The following is an 18395-nucleotide window of genomic DNA, read 5'->3' as shown; positions in this document are numbered from 1 at the left end:
TCATAATGAGCCTAAGCTATATTTTGAAATAAGACTTGAGGCTTAGCTTGTCATACGACTAGTTCAATCATAAAAAAAAGTGTCTGATTCCTTATAAAAGAATCAGACACTTTTTAGTCTTCAACAGCAAGCTGCAGCCCCTCTGTAATTAACTCTATCAACGGCTTATCATCACGATCAATTGCATATGTAAATAAAGTAACAAGCATAAAAACAGCTCGAAATCTTGCTAGTCTCTCCGTTTCATCGTCAATCTCACCATATATATCAAAAAAGGCCTCGCGTGCTTGCTTAGGGAAATAGCTGTATATAAAAGAAAGGTCGACCGCTGGATGACCAAGGTGGACATCTCCCCAATCAATAATGCCTGTTAGAACACCGCTATGATCTAGTAAAACATTCCGAATATGAATATCTCCATGAACAAATGATATGTGTCTGGTTTGTTTCATACCTTGTACAGAAGCTGCATAATTGAATACTAGATTAGCTTGCTCTGCATATCCTAAACGCTTAACAAGCTTAGCATTTTCCAACAGCTTAACCTTTTGGAATGGAAGTTCTAATCTTCTTCTCTGATCAAAGGTTACGCCGCATTTCGCTGCTTGAGTGACGGGCACGTCGTGTAATACTTTAAGAAAACAAGCCAATTTCTGTGCAGAGGCAATCTTATTCTCCAAAGACTCTCGGTATGGTGTCCTTCCGCTTATTATTTTGTATCCTGTAAAAGAATAAGGGAAGCTCTCACTCCGTTTTCCGAAAAAAAGCGGCTCTGGAATTTCTAAAGGTACTCGCCCAACAATCAATGGCAGAAGTTTATTTTCAACTTCCATTAATTGCATCGCTAACTCACGACGAGGAAAGCGAAATACATACTCATTCACTTGAACAACGGTATTGTCAAACCCTTCTCCTAAAAGCCGGATATCACGAATATGTATTTCAGGAAATTGCTGATTAATTAATCGTTTCGCTTTCTCTAATGACATTGGATAATCCGCCAACCACGGCTTTTCCATTGCCTCCCCCTCCTTACTTACCTTCTACGATCGTTTCTTCCTCTGGATGTACGGGAAGCGGAGTCACTGCGAGAGCCTAACTGCCCCGTCGAACGGCGGCCGCTGTCACTTCTTCTTGAGCCGCCGCTTCTAGCCGTACGACTCCTTTCACCCGTCGTGTCCATTCGTCCCGAGTCGCGTCCTCTTCCACTCCTTGAGTCTTCCCCGCGATTTCCCCCTGTATCAACTCTTCGCGGATCACGCCCTCGTTCATCTCGCACTCCTTCCCTCCTTGAACTTCGTCGAGTTCTCTCTCTGTCCTCTTGTCTAGAATGACCGCGGCTTTCTGAAGAGCGCCCACTTCTTCGACTCCTTTTTTCCTCGACTTCAGTTGGTTGGAACATCGTCACTCCTTCTATTTTTCTCCGGTCAATTTTCATAGAAATGGCAGATTCAATTTCCTCTAATTGCTTTAAATCCTTTGTTGCAATAAATGTGATGGCTAAGCCGTGTTCCCCAGCTCGTCCTGTTCGTCCAATTCGATGGATATAACTCTCTGCATCCTCTGGAATATCATAATTAAACACATGTGTGACACCTTCTACATCCAGCCCCCGTGCTGCTACATCTGTCGCTACTAAATATTGCAGCTTCGCTTCACGGAAGCTCTTCATCACACGCTCACGTTTAGCCTGTGAAATATCACCATGAAGTTCATCTGAAAGAAAACCTGCTTCTTTTAAAGCCTCATTCAGCTTCGATACGCGGCGCTTTGTGCGGCAAAAAATCATAGCTAAAAACGGCTGTTCTTCCCGCATTACTTTTATTAAAGTAGCTTGCTTAGCTCGGTCTGTCGTCTCAATTACAAGCTGACGAATTTGTTTAACCGTCACTTGCTCTGTTTGAACGGCAACAGTAAGAGGTGATTTCATGAATCGTTTCGCTAAATATTGCACCTGCTCTGGCATCGTCGCTGAAAAAAGAAGCGTCTGCCGCTCTGCCGGGAGATTTTCGATAATATCCTCGACTTCTGGTAAAAAGCCAATATGAAGCATTTGATCGGCCTCATCCAATACAAGTGTTTTGACTTGCGATAAATCAATTGTTCTTCTTCGCACATGGTCTAACAGTCTTCCCGGTGTTGCAACCACAATAGAAATCGTTCGCTTTAGCTTTTTCAATTGCTGCTCGACATCTTGCCCTCCATACACTGCTAACGCTGTAAGATGCTCAATATCCGCAGCAAATTTCTGAACTTCTGCTGTAATTTGCAATGCAAGCTCTCTTGTTGGAGTAACAATCAATGCTTGAATATTCTCTGCTTGCACATCTAACTGTTCGATAATCGGAAGTAAAAAAGCCAATGTCTTACCTGTTCCAGTTTGAGCCTTTGCAATGACATCTCTTCCTGCCATTACTTCTGGAATTGCTCGTTCCTGAATCGGTGTCGGCTGTTCAATTCCTTGTTTTTGTAATATGTATTCAACTGCTGAACTCATGCCAAGTTCGTTAAATGATTTCATTGTATAAATGCCTACTCTCTTTAATTTTCACTTCATCGAAAGCTGTTTTTGTTAGTATATCATTTCTCCTTTGTTAAAAAACGTTCCTCATCCAATATTTTCGCTAGCTTCTTTATGAAATCAACTATTGTTCTTCCATCGTTTTTCTACTATAATTTATTATGTTTTGTATCACGAACAATCCATACATAACGATTATTTACTCTAAGCGAGAGTAGTGACCCCCCTCCTTGCCCAAAGCAAGGAGTTTTCTGTATATAAAAAGGAGCGAAAACATGTTTAAACTTCAAGAACGAAACACAAATGTCAAAACGGAAGTGCTGGCTGGAATTACAACCTTCCTTACGTTGGCATACATTATTATTGTCAATCCAATGATTCTCGCAGATGCCGGTGTTCCTTTTAATCAAGCCTTCACTGCAACTATTATTGCAACTTTGGTGGGAACCTTATGCATGGCTTTCCTAGCTAATTATCCAATCGTTATTGCCCCGGCAATGGGATTAAATGCTTACTTTGCTTATTCCGTACTTGGGGCACATCATATTTCTTACATGATTGCCTTTTCAGCTGTTTTTGTGACAGGAATTATCTTCTTACTAATTTCTCTCACCTCTTTCCGTACTAAATTAATTGAAGCAATTCCCAATAATTTGAAACATGCTATTAGTGCTGGTATCGGCTTATTCATTACGTTCATCGGCTTGCGATTATCTGGTATCGTAACAAATCATAACTCTAACTTAGTAGCAATCGGCAATTTTAGTGATCCTGGTGTTGCCCTAACGTTAATTGGACTTGTCATTGCCCTTGTTTTAATGACACTCAATGTACAAGGTGCTCTTTTTATTGGAATGATTATTACCGCTATTATTGCCTTTTTCACAGGTCAACTAAAGTTTACAAACGGTTTTATATCTTTACCCAGCTTGCCTGAGGGCGTACTCGTTTACAATCCGATTCAATCCATTAATGATGTGATTGAGTTTGGCTTATACGGAGTTATTTTCTCCTTTTTACTTGTCATGTTATTTGATACAACAGGCGCTCTACTCGGCATTATCGGTCAAGCAGGACTACTGAAAAAAGGAAAGCTAGAAAAACCAGGTAGTGCCTTCTTTGCTGATTCCATCGGTGCAACCGTTGGCTCAATGTTTGGTACGAGCCCAACCGCTGCCTCTGTTGAATCTTCGGCTGGTGTTGGAGCTGGCGGCAAAACAGGGTTAACAGCATTAGTGGTAGCCATATTATTTGCCGTTGCAGCCTTTTTCAGTCCGCTCGTTGGCGCCGTTTCCGATGTTGCTGCTATTACATCGCCAAGCTTAATTATTGTTGGTAGCTTAATGATTAGAAGCATTTCGGAAATTGATTGGAAAGAGTTTGATGAAGCATTCCCTGCCTTCTTAATTATCGTAGCTATGCCGCTTACTTCTAGCATTGCAAACGGGATTGCACTTGGCTTTATTGCTTATCCAATTATGAAAATAGCAAAGGGACAAGCTCGTAATGTCCATCCGCTTCTCTATCTTTTCGCAGTGTTATTTTTATATCACCTTATTTTTCTAGCATAATAAAAGCCATGATTTAGATTAGTCATCCCTAACCTAAATCACGGCTTTTTTCATCTATTCATTTGCGCTAAAAAGTCACCTAAAAGATCATCCAAACCTTCTTCTACATCCAGATGCTCCGTTTGCTCTGGTTGTGCTGGTTGCTCCAGTTCATTCTCTTGCACATTTTCAATGGTTGGAGCAATGACGATATCTGGCATCTCTGCAACCGCCAGTTCACGCTCTGCTTCGCGCCGTATAGGAGTGATAGGAGGTTCAGGAACGTCTATTTCGCCGCCATTTAAGGCTGAGAGCAAGGCCGTCGTACGCATTGGGTTCTCCAAAAGCTCGTAAAGAATATTACCGAGCAATGCTTCTGAATGAGCGTGCTTTAACCAATCCCGCTGAGCCTTACTTAGACGTCGCGGCAACGGCAGCGTAACGAACTCCTTATCTTGATGCGGGCCATTGCCCACCCCGGATAAAACAAATTGAGCCACTTTACTTGAAAAATTACGCCCCTCTGTTTCTTTTAATCTTTGTAACTGTTTTAATGCATAATCTGGTGTATCTGAAGGAATACGAAAAGTAATCGCTTGTCCCCTCTTAATTTCGGCAGAGGTTAGTTTTCTCATATGGCCACCTATTTATTATTTGTAACGACTTTTTTCTTATTAGCTTCTTCACGACGATGAAAATCAGCTATAAGCTTATAATAAGCGTTAGCCATCATCCAAACGCTTTCCTTTTCATCTTCAAAGAAATCAATATTGTACCCATCAAAACTATTATTCAACGTTTTCAAATACTCTTTTAATACAAGGGAACCACCGCCGACAAAATAGCAAATTTCCGTTTGAGAATTCTTCTGCCAAACATTACGCAGATGGCGGTACTGCTTCTTAGCTAGTTCTCCTAAAATACGATCGACAATATCATGCACACTTGTTCGGCTACCACGTACCATAATATGGTTGCGATCGTTTTTCTTTGTAATAATCTCAACGACATCACGACGGCTGTCTAATTCTACACCATGTTTTTTACGAATTTCCTCACGAATAGCTTCTAATGCCTCGGCAACTCCTAAGTTAAAACCTCTTGCTTTATCATCATCTACTTTTCGATTTTTGATCACAGCAATATCTGTAGATAGTCCACCGATATCTTGAATCAAAATTTGTTTATCAATTAAATCACGGTTAATAACCTTTAATTCATTATCCATAACTAGATTAATATAAGCAGCAAAACCTTCCGGATACACTTTTACCTCGTCAAATTTAAGGTTTACCTTCATCCCCTGATATTTAGGTGTCACTAAAAATTCAACTTGATGAACAGAACCTAAAAGCTTCGAACGGTAACCAACGTCTTTTCCTTCCTTTACTTCACGAAGGGGCAAGCCTGTTCCTAGCGTATAATTGGCTTCTACTACGGATTTGTTTACTTTAAATACACCTATACTCGCTTGCTGAACAGCATCTAATGCAAGAGCAGCAAACAGCATAACTAATGTTTGATCTTCTTCAGATTTACTACTTCCAATATCCAGCTCAGTTGGATTATCACTTTTCGTCGCTAAATAGCCAACACGATAAATCACATTATTCGCTTGGAGTGCTGGAGAATGGAGTCTAATATGAAGTCCATCTAACGGATTGTTTTCATTGAGGTCTTCAATCCCAATAATCGGACGGTCTTCAATATCTCTAGCAATCACATTTGGGATATACAATTCAGAGTCTAGCTTTCCAAAAATCGCTTTAACGGCATCATTTCCTACGTCTATTGCGGCAACTCTAGTACTCATTCATAAACATTCCCTTCTATGAAAATATAATCAAACTACTATCATTATAGGTAATATTTTACATGTTGTCCATGAAACATTAGACCGATTTGTATACTTTTGTGTACACATCGCGCCATATCAACATGTAAACGAAACTCGTATACATGTATACAAGTTTACAAATTTCGTTTACATGTTTACATCTTTGTGTACACGTATACAAAAATGTAAACATGTGTACACATTTCGTATACATGCATACAAAATCTGTTTACATGTATACGAAAATGTATGCATCGATTAAAAATGAAGCATTTGGAAAGAATAATACAAGACTATATTACGAACAATGGAGGAATATTTTGATGGCTGATTCTGAACAACAACTACCGAAAACTCCGGAACCGTACTGGCTTGATTCAACTACAATTCCAACATTTGAAAAACTAGAAGAAGACTTAGAAACCGATATCGCAATTGTTGGAGGTGGTATTACAGGGATTACTACGGCTTATTTACTGACTCAACAGGGGAAGAAAGTAACACTCATTGAGGCAGGTAATATTCTTACTGGAACAACTGGACATACGACGGCAAAAGTCACCGCTCAACATGGTCTAATTTATCATCAATTAATTCAGCAGCACGGCGTAGATCAAGCAAAACTCTATTATGAGGCAAATCGCGAAGCAATCGATTACATAAAGGAGTTAGTTGAAAAGCATTCCATAGATTGCGATTTTAGCTCGCAAGATGCCTATGTATATGGCAACACAGAGCAATCTGTTCAACAAATCAAAAGTGAACTCCAAGCCTATAAAGAGCTTAATATTGAGGGGGAATATGTGGATTCCATTCCTTTTTCCATCCCTTGTCAAGCAGCACTCATCATGAAAGATCAAGCTCAATTTCATCCATTAAAATACTTAACAGAACTCATCCCTTCTATTTTAGAAAACGGGGGTACGTTATATGAACAAACAACTGCCATGAAAATTGTTGAGGATGAAAAATTAACCATTTTATTAAGAAATGGACATAAGTTATCCGCCAATAAAATTATTGTCGCTTCTCATTTTCCATTTAATGATGAAACAGGATTATACTTTGCCCGAGTGCATGTAGAACGTTCCTATATACTCGGTATTAAATTAGAAGAAGACTTTCCAAACGGAATGTACTATAGCGCTGACAGCCCTGCTCGCTCACTTCGCTATACAGAAATGGACGGGGAAAAGCTGATTTTAGTTGGCGGCGAAAGTCATAAGCCTGGTCAAGGTATGCCAACCTATCAACATTATACCGCTCTCCAGGACTTCAGCGAGCAGTACTTAAGTGTAAAAGAAATTCCATATCGTTGGTCAGCACAAGATATCGTTACACCTGATAATCTTCCATTTGTCGGTCCTGTAACCGATGGACATCCAGATGTACTTATTGCAACCGGCTATGCAAAATGGGGGATGACGAATGGAACAATTGCTGCAAAAATACTAGCTGATTACGTTTTAGAAAAACCAAATCGATATGCAGAATTATATAGCCCTTCACGTGTAAATGGCTGGGGGAACATGATAAAGGACAATCTAGATGTGGCGAAGCATCTCCTTGGCGGGAAACTTACTTATGCCTATACAACCGCAGAGGATTTAATGAATGATGAAGGAGCAATTATTAACTTTAACGGGCGGAAAGCAGGCTGCTATCGGGATCCCGACGGCAAGCTGCATATTGTTGATTCAACATGCACCCATATGGGCTGTGAAGTAAGTTGGAACAGTGGAGAACGCACTTGGGATTGTCCTTGTCATGGTTCGCGCTATTCAATTGAGGGAGAAGTATTGGATGGACCTGCCGTCGAACCATTGAAGAAGTTATAAAATGAATAATACAATCCAATCTTTTTCATTTATACTTAAAGCACTGCCTAATGAAAGCAGAAAACAAGAGGAAAGATAGGATTAAACATGAATGGACAAAATCGAAAAGACATTACCCCTGGCCTATCCGTTGAAATCGTTTTAAAAGCTGACCAACGTACCGGTAAACTCACAAAGGGAATCGTAAAGGACATTTTAACAAAATCAAGCACCCACCCGCATGGAATCAAAGTCAGACTAACAGATGGACAAGTCGGACGCGTGCAAGTGATTCATGATTAAAAAACAAAAAAGATGAATGCGTCATTCTACACGCATTCATCTTTTTTTACTTTTTATTAAGTCATGTTTTCTGCAACCATTTCGTACAATGTTTAATAGTATTTCCAAAAAGGTTGGTGACAAGAATGAATCATATCAATCCCTTTTCCACTACTCCACATCGTTCTAATCAGCAAACAGTCAAAGTAACGGGGGAAGAAACATTACAAATAGCCCCTGACCAAGCAATTATTACACTTGGCGTTGTGACGGAAAATGTAGATCCTAAAATTGCACAGCAAGAAAATTCTCAAACGATTGCACAAATTATAGATGCTTTACGTAAAATGGGGATCCCTGAAAACAATATCAAAACAAGTGACTATCGGATTGAACCTCAATACAATTACGTAGACGGTAAAGAGATCTTTCATAAGTACAAAGTTCTTCATATGATTCAAATCAAAACAAACGATATTGAACATGTTGGTGCAATTGTCGATACGGCTGTTAAACAAGGAGCCAATTCTGTTTCCAATGTCCATTTTTCCTTGTCCAATCCAGACACCTATTATAACCAAGCACTATCACTAGCCTTAAAAAATGCCTATAAAAAAGCTCTTACATTAACAGAGACATTAGGAACATCCTTACATCCGCTCCCTGTTCAGATTGAAGAACTATCAGCGACTCGCCCACCTATAGTTTTGCAAGCAAGCACCTATATGAAGGAAAGCTCTGCACCGACACCTTTTAAACCAGGAGAACTTGCTATTACAGCAACCATTCGAGTTGAATATAGTTATTAGAAGACAACCGTTTTATTACCGTGAACAATTACACGGTCTTCAATATGCCATTTAACCGCACGAGCGAGCACTCGGCGTTCGATTGTACGCCCTGCTTTTTTCATATCTTCAGCTGAATCACGATGATTCACACGGCCGATATCTTGTTCAATAATTGGACCTTCATCTAAATCATTCGTTACGTAATGAGAAGTCGCTCCAATTAGCTTTACACCACGATCATACGCACGCTCATACGGTCTTGCACCAATGAAAGCAGGCAAGAATGAATGATGAATATTAATAATTCTATTTGGATGAGCCGCTACGAAATCTGGCGTTAAAATTTGCATATAGCGGGCTAAAATAATCAAATCAATTTCAAATACTTGTAATAATTTCAACTGTTTCTCTTCTACTTCTTTACGAATGTCTTTATTAGCTGGAATATAATAATAAGGGATTTGCAGCGCTTCAACCGTTGCTCTTGCATCTTCATGATTGCTAATAACAAGCGCAATATCCATCATTAAATCGCCGCTTTGCCATTCCCAAAGCAACTCCAGCAGGCAATGCGGTTCCTTTGAAACGAAAATCGCTGCTCGCTTTAAATCGCTTACATAATTAAACTTCCATTCCATTGAAAACTGGTCAGCTACTTCTTGGAATTCCTGTTCCAGCTTTTCCCCCTGCTTCTTTAAATCTGGACATTCAAATTCAATTCTTGTAAAGAATGTGCCGCCCTCAGGATTCATGGAATACTGACTTAATTCAACAATATTTGCATTATGCTCTTTTAGAAACGTTGTGACCGCAGCAACAATTCCTGGTTGATCTGGACACTTTATAATTAAACGACCGATATTTTCATTTTTATTACGATATTCTCGTAATTGTTCTTGCACAAAGTTGCTCACTTTTCCCAACTACCCTTCTCTTGTTATTGATACATTATACTTCAATATGGTCATAGAGGGAAAGTAACTATACAACGCTCTTTACTACTTGTTTATAAGAAGTAAAAATTTAGATTTTTCTTAATTTGAACGCCCTTAAAAATGGGTAGAATAGAAATGAGGAAACGACTGTCTACATATAAACAAAATCATGTCCAAATTGCTCCTTCAAGAGTCAAACGTGGAAAAAAGTCTGTATTTATGATACATATACAGGTAAAATTAAAAGAAGTATATAAATGAAAGAGGTCGAATTAGTTGGAACATAACTCTTCGAATTTTATTAGAAATATCATTAAAGAAGATTTAGAATCTGGAAAACATGATCATATCATCACACGATTCCCTCCGGAACCGAACGGCTATTTACATATCGGTCATGCTAAATCTATTATCTTAAACTTTGGTGTTGCAGATGAGTTTAACGGCAAAACGAATCTACGATTTGACGATACCAATCCAGTAAAAGAAGACATCGAATATGTAAACTCTATCAAAGAAGATGTTAAATGGCTCGGCTATGAGTGGGATAACTTATTCTTTGCATCTAATTACTTTGACGAAATGTATAAAAGAGCCATTTTACTTATTAAAAAAGGCTTAGCCTACGTTGATGACTTAAATGCAGATGAAATCCGTGAATACCGCGGAACGCTAACAGCACCGGGAAAAGATAGTCCTTATCGTACTCGTACAATCGAAGAAAACCTTGAACTATTTGAAAGAATGCGCAGCGGCGAATTTGCGAATGGGGAAAAAGTTCTTCGTGCAAAAATTGATATGGCTTCACCGAATATTAACTTACGTGACCCTGTTATTTATCGTATTAGCCATACAGAACATCATAACACAGGGAACAAATGGTGTATTTACCCAATGTATGCATTTGCTCATCCTCTTGAAGATGCTATTGAAGGAGTTACTCACTCTATTTGTACGTTAGAATTTGAGGATCAACGTCCTTTCTATGACTGGGTAGTTGAAAATTGTGAAATGCCGAACGTGCCGCGTCAATATGAGTTCGGGCGTCTCAACTTAACAAATACCGTTATGAGTAAACGTAAGTTAAAGCAACTTGTCGATGAGAAATTTGTGGATGGCTGGGATGACCCTCGTATGCCAACCATTTCAGGGTTAAGAAGACGCGGCTATACACCGGAAGCAATTCGTGCATTTTGTCATGAAATCGGTGTAGCCAAAACATCGGGAACGGTAGACAGCCGAATGCTCGATCACTTTGTCCGTGAAGATTTAAAATTAAAAGCACCAAGAACAATGGGGATTATAAAACCGCTTAAAGTCGTAATCACGAACTATCCTGAGGGAGAAGTGGAATGGTTGGAAGCAGAAATCAATCCAGAAGTTCCAGAAATGGGGACTCGTCAAATTCCGTTTTCTCGTGAAATTTATATTGAACAAGATGACTTTATGGAAAATCCGCCAAAGAAATACTTCCGCCTTTTCCCAGGAAATGAGGTGCGTTTAAAGCACGCTTACTTCATTAAATGTGAAGAAGTGATTAAAGACCAAGATGGCAATGTAGTAGAACTTCATTGCACATATGACCCAGAAACAAAGAGCGGATCAGGCTTTACAGGCCGTAAAGTAAAAGGGACATTACATTGGGTAGAGGCTACTCATGCTGTACCAGCTGAATTCCGTAACTATCAACCATTAATTTTAGATGAAAATGGTGAGGATGAAGAGCAAGAAGAAAAAACATTCTTAGAGCTAGTCAATCCAAACTCATTAGAAATTTTCCAAGGCTTTGTGGAGCCAAATATGAAAGACGTTCAACCACAAGATAAATATCAATTCTTCCGTCATGGTTACTACAATGTCGATCCGAAGCTTTCAACAGCTGACCACATCGTCTTTAACCAAATTGTTGAATTAAAAAGTTCATTTAAAATCTAAGTGCGTAAGAAAAGGAACCTGTTTATCAGCAGGTTCCTTATTTATTCTTCTGATTTCGTGGGAAGTTCATTTCAAACCGCGTTTTTTTATTTTCCTCACTCGTTACTTTAATTGTTCCTTGATGAGTCTCTACAATCCATTTCGCAATCGATAAACCGAGTCCAGAGCCTTCATTAGCTGTACGCGATTGTTCCACTTGATAAAAACGGTCAAAAATCCTTGGAATGTCAGCTTGCGGAATGCCCTGCCCATTATCTTCAACTACAAGCTGAATCGAAGAAGCATTTTTCGTACAGGAAAGATGAATGCCACAGCCTTCATGAGTGAACTTTAGCGCATTATCAATTAAAATAACAAGCAATTGATGAATACGTTCTTTATCACCTAGAAAAACAATTTGCTCTGGTACATAGCTCGTCATCGTTTTTTTCTGAAAAAATGCAATATCTGCATAATGCTCGACAATTTCTGCAATTAACTCGTCTAAAAAGAAATTTGCTTTTTTCACTTCCATTTGATTAGAGTCTGTTCTCGTCAATGTCAGTAATCCGTTCACTAATTTATTTAAGCGTCGTACTTCTTTCGAAATAATTGAAATATCGACCGCTTTTTCTTGAATCGTGGCATTTGGTGATTGAAAGAGCAAATCGGTTCTTGATTGGATAACGGCAAGCGGTGTACGAATTTCATGCGAAGCATCAGAAACAAAGCGTTGTTGTTGTTCCCATGATTTTTTAATAGGGATAAGTGCCTTTCCTGCTAAAAAGTAACCTGCTGCAATAGCCACTAAACTGCCTAAACCGCCACCCACTAACAAAATCATAAATAATTGATCAAGCATCACTCGCTCCGCGTCCACATTTCGAATAAATTGGATGATCACCTTCCCATATTCTGTATCTACTTTTGTAGACAAGGCTCGATACGTTGCTCCTTGAACCCGAATCTCTTCGATTTCATCAAATTGGGTTGGATAAAACTTCTCCTCATTTACTTTAAAGAAATTGTCCTGGCTTAATTGCGGCTCTAAAATCGTCTGTTCAGGACCCCAAATAATTACACTCGGACCAGGTCCTAATAAAAATTCTCCTGAACGCAACTTTAACCTTCCGCTATCCATTTGCTGCAAAAGTGATTCATCAACTTCACGATATACTTGCGTTTCCGTATAAAAGTAAATGATCCTGCTTAATAGAATAATAATAATAATAAAAACAATTGAATTTAAAATTGTTAAACGAAGCCGTGTCTTTTGAAACATATTTGTCCCCTTAAGCTTGGTTTAGCATATAGCCAACTCCTCGAACCGTTTGGATATCTTTATGATACTGGTATGGTTCAAGTTTTTTCCGCAAATGATGTACAAACACTTCTACAATGGCAATGGTTGTATCCGAGTCAAATCCCCAAATACGATCGAAAATTTGTTCACGAGTCAGGATTTTCCCTTTGTTTTGAATTAAATATTCAAGTAATTCATACTGTTTCATCGTCAGCTTAATCGAATCACCATCTATGAGAATGTCCTTTTCTTTCCCCCTCAGTTCGATGCCACGATACGTAATGTTCGCTTCTAATGATAGAATACCACTTCTCCTTAAAAGCGCACGAATCCTCGCTTTCAATTCAGGGGCTTGAAATGGCTTCACTAAATAATCATCGCCGCCCATTTCTAATCCACGTACACGATCTTCCAATCCATCCTTCGCTGTTAAAAAAAGAACGCTCGTATTAATCTTCTCTCTCCTTATTTGTTGAACAATTTCAAATCCGTCCATCCCTGGCAGCATCACATCTAAAAGAATCACATCGTAAATATTTTGCTGTGCCATAAATAAACCATCATCACCATTGTCCGCTGTATCTACTTCATACTCATCGGCTAAAATTTGTTTAATCGATTCTAGGAGTGCCGCATTATCTTCTACCACTAATACCTTCAACATAACTCCTCCCCCTCACAAGTTTTCCAACAGGTGCTGTGACATTATTGTAGCTCTTCCCCTATACAAAAGAAAGCAGACTAACTAAAGCCTGCTATCGATTAATAAAGTAAAACTGACAAGGCGCTTTCGCTTTTCTTACTCATGGCGAAGTGCCTCAATTGGGCGGAGCTTAGATGCCTTGTTCGCCGGAAATACACCGAAGATAACACCAATACATAAAGAAAATAGAAAGCTAAGTAATGTAATAGTGAAAGAAAAATGAATGGTCAAACTTGAGAAAATAGAAATTAATTTAACAATACCTAGTCCTAAACCGATTCCAATCAGTCCGCCTAAGCAGCTTAACACAACAGATTCAATTAAAAATTGAAGCAAAATTGATGTGCGGTTTGCGCCAATCACTTTTCTAATTCCAATTTCCTTTGTCCGCTCTGAAACTGACACAAGCATAATATTCATAATACCAATTCCGCCAACAAGCAGTGAAATACTCGCAATCCCTCCAAGCATCAACGTCATCGTATCCGAAACCGAACTCATCGTTTCCATTAAATCTTCTTGATTGGATACAGAATAGTTATCGCTTTGATTAGGATATGTTGTCGTCATCGTCCCCTGTACTTGATACATAGCCCGCTTACATCCTCACTTTTAGCCTTCAAATATACTGTACTAATCGTTGTACTCCCCGTTGTTCGTGTTGCTGTGGAAATTGGAGTAATAATTACATCATCACCGCTTGTTCCCATCGATGTCCCGACTGATTTTAGTACACCAATTACCCGGTAAGATGTACCTCCAATTTGAATAGACTGATCTATTGGATTTTGATTTTAAAATAAGGTTTCCGCTGTATCGGATCCAAGGACAGCCACTTTTTGCCGCAACTCAACATCCATATCAGCTAGGAATCTCCCTTGGCTAAGTTCTAAATCTCGAACAGATAAATAAGCTGAATTCGTTCCCGTCATCGAGACCTGTGTAGAATTTTCTCCATTTTTCGCTGATACTCGCCCCGTAATAACAGGAGCAACGTCCTCAATCCCGCTTAATTCCTTAAACGAATCTACTGTCTGATCGGTTAACTCTACCGCAACGGTATCCGTTACACTGACCGTCAATAGATTCGTACCTAAGCTGCCAATTTGATCTTTAACAGATTGTAAGGAACCTTGACCAATTGAAACAAATTTTCCTTAAAGAATTCTTTTTCTATAAATCATTTTCATCATAAAGTTATTAATAAAAACCTAGATATGACGCTAGGTTAATGAATGACCATCAAACACTTTATATGAATATATGAGAATAAAATACAAATTCATGATTTACATTTTTTTCAAGAGACTATATAATGATTCCAGTTACTAGATTCCTAGTAATTACCAATTAGGAAAAGGGGGAACACATATGGCTCAAAACGGGGCATTAGGAAAAAAAGGAAAAGAATCTACTATTGACTACACACAAATCGTCCAATCACAAAAGTTTCAAAATCTCCTTAGACAGAAACGCAACTTCATCCTGCCATTATCCATCTTCTTCTTTGTTTTTTATTTCACCTTACCGGTATTAACAGCTTATTCTACAGTACTTAACCAAGAAGCTTTTTTACACATGAGCTGGGCTTGGGTATTTGCCTTTGCTGAATTCGTTATGACTTGGACACTGTGCACGCTTTATACAAAAAAGGCTCGGTCTTTTGATAAGATTGCTACAGAAATTAAACAAGAGATTAAAGGATAACTGGGGGGAACACAATGAACGTACTTGCTTTCGTCTTATTTTTAGCTATCGTAAGTTTAACGCTAGTAATTACTTATTTTGCTTCACGTAAAACGAAAACATCCAGTGATTTCTACACAGCCGATGGCAGTCTAACAGGTGCCCAAAACGGTTGGGCCATTGCCGGAGATTATATGTCAGCCGCCTCATTTTTAGGTATCGCTGGGATGATAGCGCTTTCAGGTTTTGATGGTTTTTTCTATAGTATTGGTTACTTAGTTGCCTACCTTGTTGTACTGTATATTGTTGCAGAACCTCTTCGAAATCTGGGGAAATATACATTAGCTGACATGATTACGGCTCGTTTTGATCAAAAGAAGGTCCGTGGGGTCGCTGCTTTTAACACAATCACTATTTCTATTTTTTATATGATTGCCCAACTGGTTGGTGCAGGTGCACTTATAAAATTATTACTAGGTATTGATTATGTATACGCTGTAATCATTGTTGGGATTTTAATGACCGTGTATGTAGTATTCGGTGGAATGACAGCTACTAGTTGGGTACAAATCTCAAAAGCTGTTTTATTAATGGCAGGTACCTTCATCATTTCCATTATCGTATTCGCTAAATTTGATTTCAGTATCGCGAATATGTTTAGCCAAATGAAAGAGGCCACTCCTCTTGGAGATAGTTTCCTTAATCCAGGAAATAAGTTTAAAGACCCGCTTGATAACATATCGCTCAATCTAGCGCTTGTGCTAGGAACAGCAGGATTACCACATATTTTAATTCGTTTCTTTACAGTAAAAGATGCAATTACAGCTCGTAAGTCTGTTATCTATGCTACGTGGATTATTGGATTCTTCTATATTATGACGATTTTCCTCGGCTTTGGTGCTGCTGCATTCGTTGGCTACGATAAGATTGTGGCTGCTAATGCTGCTGGTAATATGGCCGCTCCACTGCTTGCACAGGCCCTTGGCGGTGACTTCTTATTCGCCTTTGTATCCGCTGTTGCCTTTGCTACCATTTTAGCTGTTGTTGCTGGCCTTGTTCTATCTGCTGCTTCTGCCTTTGCCCATGACTTCTATGGTCACATTATTCGTAAAGGTAAAGCTACAGATAAAGAGCAAGTTATCGCAGCTCGTTGGGCATCTATCGGTGTTTCCGTATTGTCTATTATTCTTGCCTTATTCGCTCAAAGTATGAATGTAGCGTTCCTAGTAGCACTTGCCTTTGCTGTTGCTGCGAGTGCAAACTTACCGGTTATCCTTTTCACTATCTTTTGGAAACGATTTAATACGACAGGTGCGATTTCTGGCATGGTCGTTGGTCTTATAAGCTCACTTGTACTCGTAATCTTAAGTCCAAACGTTTGGGCTCCAGATGGAAGTGCCATCCTTGTTGGTGAAGCAATATTCCCATTAACAAATCCAGGGATTATTTCTATTCCACTTGGCTTCTTGGCTGCTATTATTGGAACACTCGTATCTAGTGAAAAAGCTGATGCGAAGAAGTATGATGAAATCCTAGTTACAGCTCATACAGGATTTAAAGAAAACGGTGAAACAACTATCCTAAAACATTAAGATTAAAAAAAGAAAGGGGCCCGTTATTTCAACGGAGCCCCTTTCTCACTTTGTTTCCTTCTATTATATTTAATTATTAATTGATTCATTACTTCTGCAAAAATAATCCCCATCGCAATTGCTCCAGCCAGCATACATACTTTCGCGGCCAATTGAACGGCCACATTGTAATCATTTTCAACAAAGTGCTTCATCGCATCATAAGACAAGCCGCCCGGTACAAGCGGGATAATGCCTGCAATGGTAAAAATAATAATGGGCATTTTATATCTTTTTGCAAAAAACTGACTAATGACCCCAACAACAAAAGCTGCCACTAAGGTGGCAAAAATACTATCATATTCTATCTCAACGAGTCCATAATATAAAACCCAGCCAATCATACCAACAAGCCCGCACTTTATTAAAGACTGCTTTGGAGCATTAAAGAGAACACCAAAAGCAGCCGAGGCAATAAAACTAGTTACAACCTGTTCAAACACCCTTTCCCTCCTCATAGAATAACGAAAGCAACAGCAATTCCTGCTCCAATTGCTAAAGCAGTTAAGCCTGCATCGGCTCCTTTCGCTAAACCTGAAACTAAATGTCCGGCAATTAAATCTCGAGCAGCATTTGTAATTAATAGCCCTGGTACAAGCGGCATCACAGCGCCGATAATAATTTTATCTAACTCACTCCCAAGACCCGCATACATAAACAAAAACGCTGCTATCCCAATTACAAAAGAAGCAATAAATTCTGCAAAGAACCTGACTTCTAATAGCCGATGTAAATAGAGTAAACACGCAAATCCTAAGCCACCAGCGATACAAGCCCAAATAAAATCATTCCACTGTCCATTAAACATAATGGTAAAACAGCCACTTGAAATAAACGCTGCAAAAATCTGAATCCAAAGAGGGTACGCTACATTCGCTTTCTCTAATTCCTTCAGTTTGATATAGGCTTCTCTTACTGTTAACTCCTTATTCGTAACACTCCTTGAAATACTATTAACTAACGTTACTTTATGTAAATCTGTCGAGCGATGAGAGATTCGAATTACTTTAGAAATAGGATAATCGCCATCTAGAGAGAAAATAATCCCCGTTGGCGTTGAAAAGCTTTGAGACTCCTTACATCCAAATGCAGATGCAATCCGAATCATCGTATCTTCTACTCGATATGTCTCTGCCCCATTCTCAAGCATGATTTTCCCTGCTAGTAAACATACATCTATAATGCTGTTCAAACTTTTCTGATCTTCCATCTCATCTCTCCATCATATAATTATCCATTATTATATACAAAGCTCTCTACATCATAACGTATATTTGCAATGGATAAAATAAAAAAAGAACCAACACTTCTTCAAAAGGGCTGGTTCTTTACTATTTATTAAACAAAAAAAATAACCCTTATTAGGATTAATATATTAATTCTTAACTATAAAAAAATGGCTCCGCAGGTAGGATTCGAACCTAC

Annotated in this window: 17 protein-coding genes and 1 pseudogene; 7 read left to right on the top strand and 11 right to left on the bottom strand. The window is 38.9% G+C overall.

The genetic code is table 11. The features are described from left to right. Nucleotides 1-113: 113 nt before the first annotated feature. Entirely contained in the window at nucleotides 114-1019 is a 906-nt protein-coding gene (locus D1953_RS19015) for a phosphotransferase (RefSeq protein WP_119118724.1), read from the bottom strand. Nucleotides 1020-1036: 17 nt separating this feature from the next. Then, nucleotides 1037-2521: a DEAD/DEAH box helicase gene (locus D1953_RS19010; RefSeq protein ID WP_119118723.1), complete on the bottom strand. Its 1485-nt coding sequence runs from the start codon at nucleotides 2519-2521 to the stop codon at nucleotides 1037-1039. A gap of 275 nt (nucleotides 2522-2796) precedes the next feature. On the opposite strand from D1953_RS19010, the gene D1953_RS19005 reads away from it, so the two are divergent. After that, nucleotides 2797-4092, top strand: a complete 1296-nt coding sequence (locus D1953_RS19005; protein WP_119118722.1) for an NCS2 family permease — start codon at nucleotides 2797-2799, stop codon at nucleotides 4090-4092. Nucleotides 4093-4142: 50 nt separating this feature from the next. On the opposite strand, the gene D1953_RS19000 is transcribed toward D1953_RS19005, so the two are convergent. Both D1953_RS19000 and D1953_RS18995 read right to left on the bottom strand, forming a co-directional pair. Next, the gene (locus D1953_RS19000; protein WP_119118721.1) at nucleotides 4143-4706 is read right to left on the bottom strand and encodes a hypothetical protein; all 564 of its coding nucleotides are present in this window, start codon (nucleotides 4704-4706) and stop codon (nucleotides 4143-4145) included. 8 nt (nucleotides 4707-4714) lie between these two features. Further along, nucleotides 4715-5884 carry a ParM/StbA family protein gene (locus D1953_RS18995; protein ID WP_119118720.1) on the bottom strand — a complete coding sequence of 390 codons (1170 nt, stop codon included), beginning with the start codon at nucleotides 5882-5884 and terminating at the stop codon, nucleotides 4715-4717. A 347-nt stretch (nucleotides 5885-6231) separates the two neighbouring features. Between D1953_RS18995 and D1953_RS18990 the strand changes: the two genes are divergently transcribed. From D1953_RS18990 to D1953_RS18980, 3 genes are all read left to right on the top strand, one after another. Next, nucleotides 6232-7746, top strand: coding sequence for an FAD-dependent oxidoreductase (locus tag D1953_RS18990; protein WP_119118719.1), 1515 nt, complete (start codon nucleotides 6232-6234; stop codon nucleotides 7744-7746). A gap of 87 nt (nucleotides 7747-7833) precedes the next feature. After that, nucleotides 7834-8028, top strand: a complete 195-nt coding sequence (locus tag D1953_RS18985) for a YwbE family protein (protein WP_119118718.1) — start codon at nucleotides 7834-7836, stop codon at nucleotides 8026-8028. Between the two features lie 125 nt (nucleotides 8029-8153). Then, nucleotides 8154-8816: an SIMPL domain-containing protein gene (locus tag D1953_RS18980; RefSeq protein WP_119118717.1), complete on the top strand. Its 663-nt coding sequence runs from the start codon at nucleotides 8154-8156 to the stop codon at nucleotides 8814-8816. Here the strand turns inward: D1953_RS18980 and purU are convergent. Next, the gene (gene purU / locus D1953_RS18975; RefSeq protein WP_119118744.1) at nucleotides 8813-9712 is read right to left on the bottom strand and encodes a formyltetrahydrofolate deformylase; all 900 of its coding nucleotides are present in this window, start codon (nucleotides 9710-9712) and stop codon (nucleotides 8813-8815) included. The genes D1953_RS18980 and purU overlap by 4 nt on opposite strands. Before the next feature lie 297 nt (nucleotides 9713-10009). Between purU and D1953_RS18970 the strand changes: the two genes are divergently transcribed. Beyond that, nucleotides 10010-11668: a glutamine--tRNA ligase/YqeY domain fusion protein gene (locus tag D1953_RS18970; RefSeq protein WP_119118716.1), complete on the top strand. Its 1659-nt coding sequence runs from the start codon at nucleotides 10010-10012 to the stop codon at nucleotides 11666-11668. Between the two features lie 37 nt (nucleotides 11669-11705). Here the strand turns inward: D1953_RS18970 and D1953_RS18965 are convergent, their stop codons facing one another. The 4 genes and pseudogenes from D1953_RS18965 to D1953_RS21840 form a co-directional block, all read right to left on the bottom strand. Beyond that, on the bottom strand, nucleotides 11706-12929 hold the full coding sequence (locus tag D1953_RS18965; protein WP_119118715.1) for a sensor histidine kinase: 1224 nt from the start codon (nucleotides 12927-12929) through the stop codon (nucleotides 11706-11708). Between the two features lie 10 nt (nucleotides 12930-12939). After that, complete coding sequence (locus tag D1953_RS18960) at nucleotides 12940-13611, bottom strand: response regulator transcription factor (RefSeq protein ID WP_119118743.1); 672 nt, start codon at nucleotides 13609-13611, stop codon at nucleotides 12940-12942. Nucleotides 13612-13749: 138 nt separating this feature from the next. Further along, nucleotides 13750-14244, bottom strand: a complete 495-nt coding sequence (locus D1953_RS21845) for an ABC transporter permease (protein WP_245980266.1) — start codon at nucleotides 14242-14244, stop codon at nucleotides 13750-13752. Beyond that, nucleotides 14220-14759 (bottom strand): annotated as a pseudogene (locus tag D1953_RS21840) (ABC transporter permease). Before D1953_RS21840 ends, D1953_RS21845 begins: the two are co-directional and overlap by 25 nt. Before the next feature lie 265 nt (nucleotides 14760-15024). Here D1953_RS21840 and D1953_RS18950 point away from each other — a divergent pair. Both D1953_RS18950 and D1953_RS18945 read left to right on the top strand, forming a co-directional pair. Further along, nucleotides 15025-15360, top strand: coding sequence for a DUF485 domain-containing protein (locus D1953_RS18950; protein WP_119118714.1), 336 nt, complete (start codon nucleotides 15025-15027; stop codon nucleotides 15358-15360). 14 nt (nucleotides 15361-15374) lie between these two features. Then, a complete protein-coding gene (locus D1953_RS18945) occupies nucleotides 15375-16931 on the top strand; it encodes a solute symporter family protein (protein ID WP_119118713.1) in 1557 nt (518 codons plus the stop codon). Nucleotides 16932-16954: 23 nt separating this feature from the next. On the opposite strand, the gene D1953_RS18940 is transcribed toward D1953_RS18945, so the two are convergent. After that, on the bottom strand, nucleotides 16955-17413 hold the full coding sequence (locus D1953_RS18940; protein ID WP_425454292.1) for a threonine/serine exporter family protein: 459 nt from the start codon (nucleotides 17411-17413) through the stop codon (nucleotides 16955-16957). 11 nt (nucleotides 17414-17424) lie between these two features. After that, nucleotides 17425-18180, bottom strand: a complete 756-nt coding sequence (locus tag D1953_RS18935) for a threonine/serine exporter family protein (protein WP_119118711.1) — start codon at nucleotides 18178-18180, stop codon at nucleotides 17425-17427. Nucleotides 18181-18395: the final 215 nt, after the last annotated feature.

The sequence above is a fragment of the Peribacillus asahii genome (assembly GCF_003570725.1).
Taxonomy (GTDB): Bacteria; Bacillota; Bacilli; order Bacillales; family DSM-1321; genus Peribacillus; species Peribacillus asahii.
The sequence above is the reverse complement of the archived record's forward strand: the minus strand, read 5'-3'. Positions and strand labels throughout refer to the sequence as shown.

Excerpts from the sequence above, each read along its gene's own strand:
- D1953_RS19015 (WP_119118724.1), bottom strand. The coding sequence starts at position 1,019 with ATGGAAAAGCCGTGGTTGGCGGATTATCCAATGTCATTAGAGAAAGCG.
- D1953_RS19010 (WP_119118723.1), bottom strand. The coding sequence starts at position 2,521 with ATGAAATCATTTAACGAACTTGGCATGAGTTCAGCAGTTGAATACATA.
- D1953_RS19005 (WP_119118722.1), top strand. The coding sequence starts at position 2,797 with ATGTTTAAACTTCAAGAACGAAACACAAATGTCAAAACGGAAGTGCTG.
- D1953_RS19000 (WP_119118721.1), bottom strand. The coding sequence starts at position 4,706 with ATGAGAAAACTAACCTCTGCCGAAATTAAGAGGGGACAAGCGATTACT.
- D1953_RS18995 (WP_119118720.1), bottom strand. The coding sequence starts at position 5,884 with ATGAGTACTAGAGTTGCCGCAATAGACGTAGGAAATGATGCCGTTAAA.
- D1953_RS18990 (WP_119118719.1), top strand. The coding sequence starts at position 6,232 with ATGGCTGATTCTGAACAACAACTACCGAAAACTCCGGAACCGTACTGG.
- D1953_RS18985 (WP_119118718.1), top strand. The coding sequence starts at position 7,834 with ATGAATGGACAAAATCGAAAAGACATTACCCCTGGCCTATCCGTTGAA.
- D1953_RS18980 (WP_119118717.1), top strand. The coding sequence starts at position 8,154 with ATGAATCATATCAATCCCTTTTCCACTACTCCACATCGTTCTAATCAG.
- D1953_RS18965 (WP_119118715.1), bottom strand. The coding sequence starts at position 12,929 with ATGTTTCAAAAGACACGGCTTCGTTTAACAATTTTAAATTCAATTGTT.
- D1953_RS21845 (WP_245980266.1), bottom strand. The coding sequence starts at position 14,244 with ATGTATCAAGTACAGGGGACGATGACGACAACATATCCTAATCAAAGC.
- D1953_RS18950 (WP_119118714.1), top strand. The coding sequence starts at position 15,025 with ATGGCTCAAAACGGGGCATTAGGAAAAAAAGGAAAAGAATCTACTATT.
- D1953_RS18945 (WP_119118713.1), top strand. The coding sequence starts at position 15,375 with ATGAACGTACTTGCTTTCGTCTTATTTTTAGCTATCGTAAGTTTAACG.
- D1953_RS18935 (WP_119118711.1), bottom strand. The coding sequence starts at position 18,180 with ATGGAAGATCAGAAAAGTTTGAACAGCATTATAGATGTATGTTTACTA.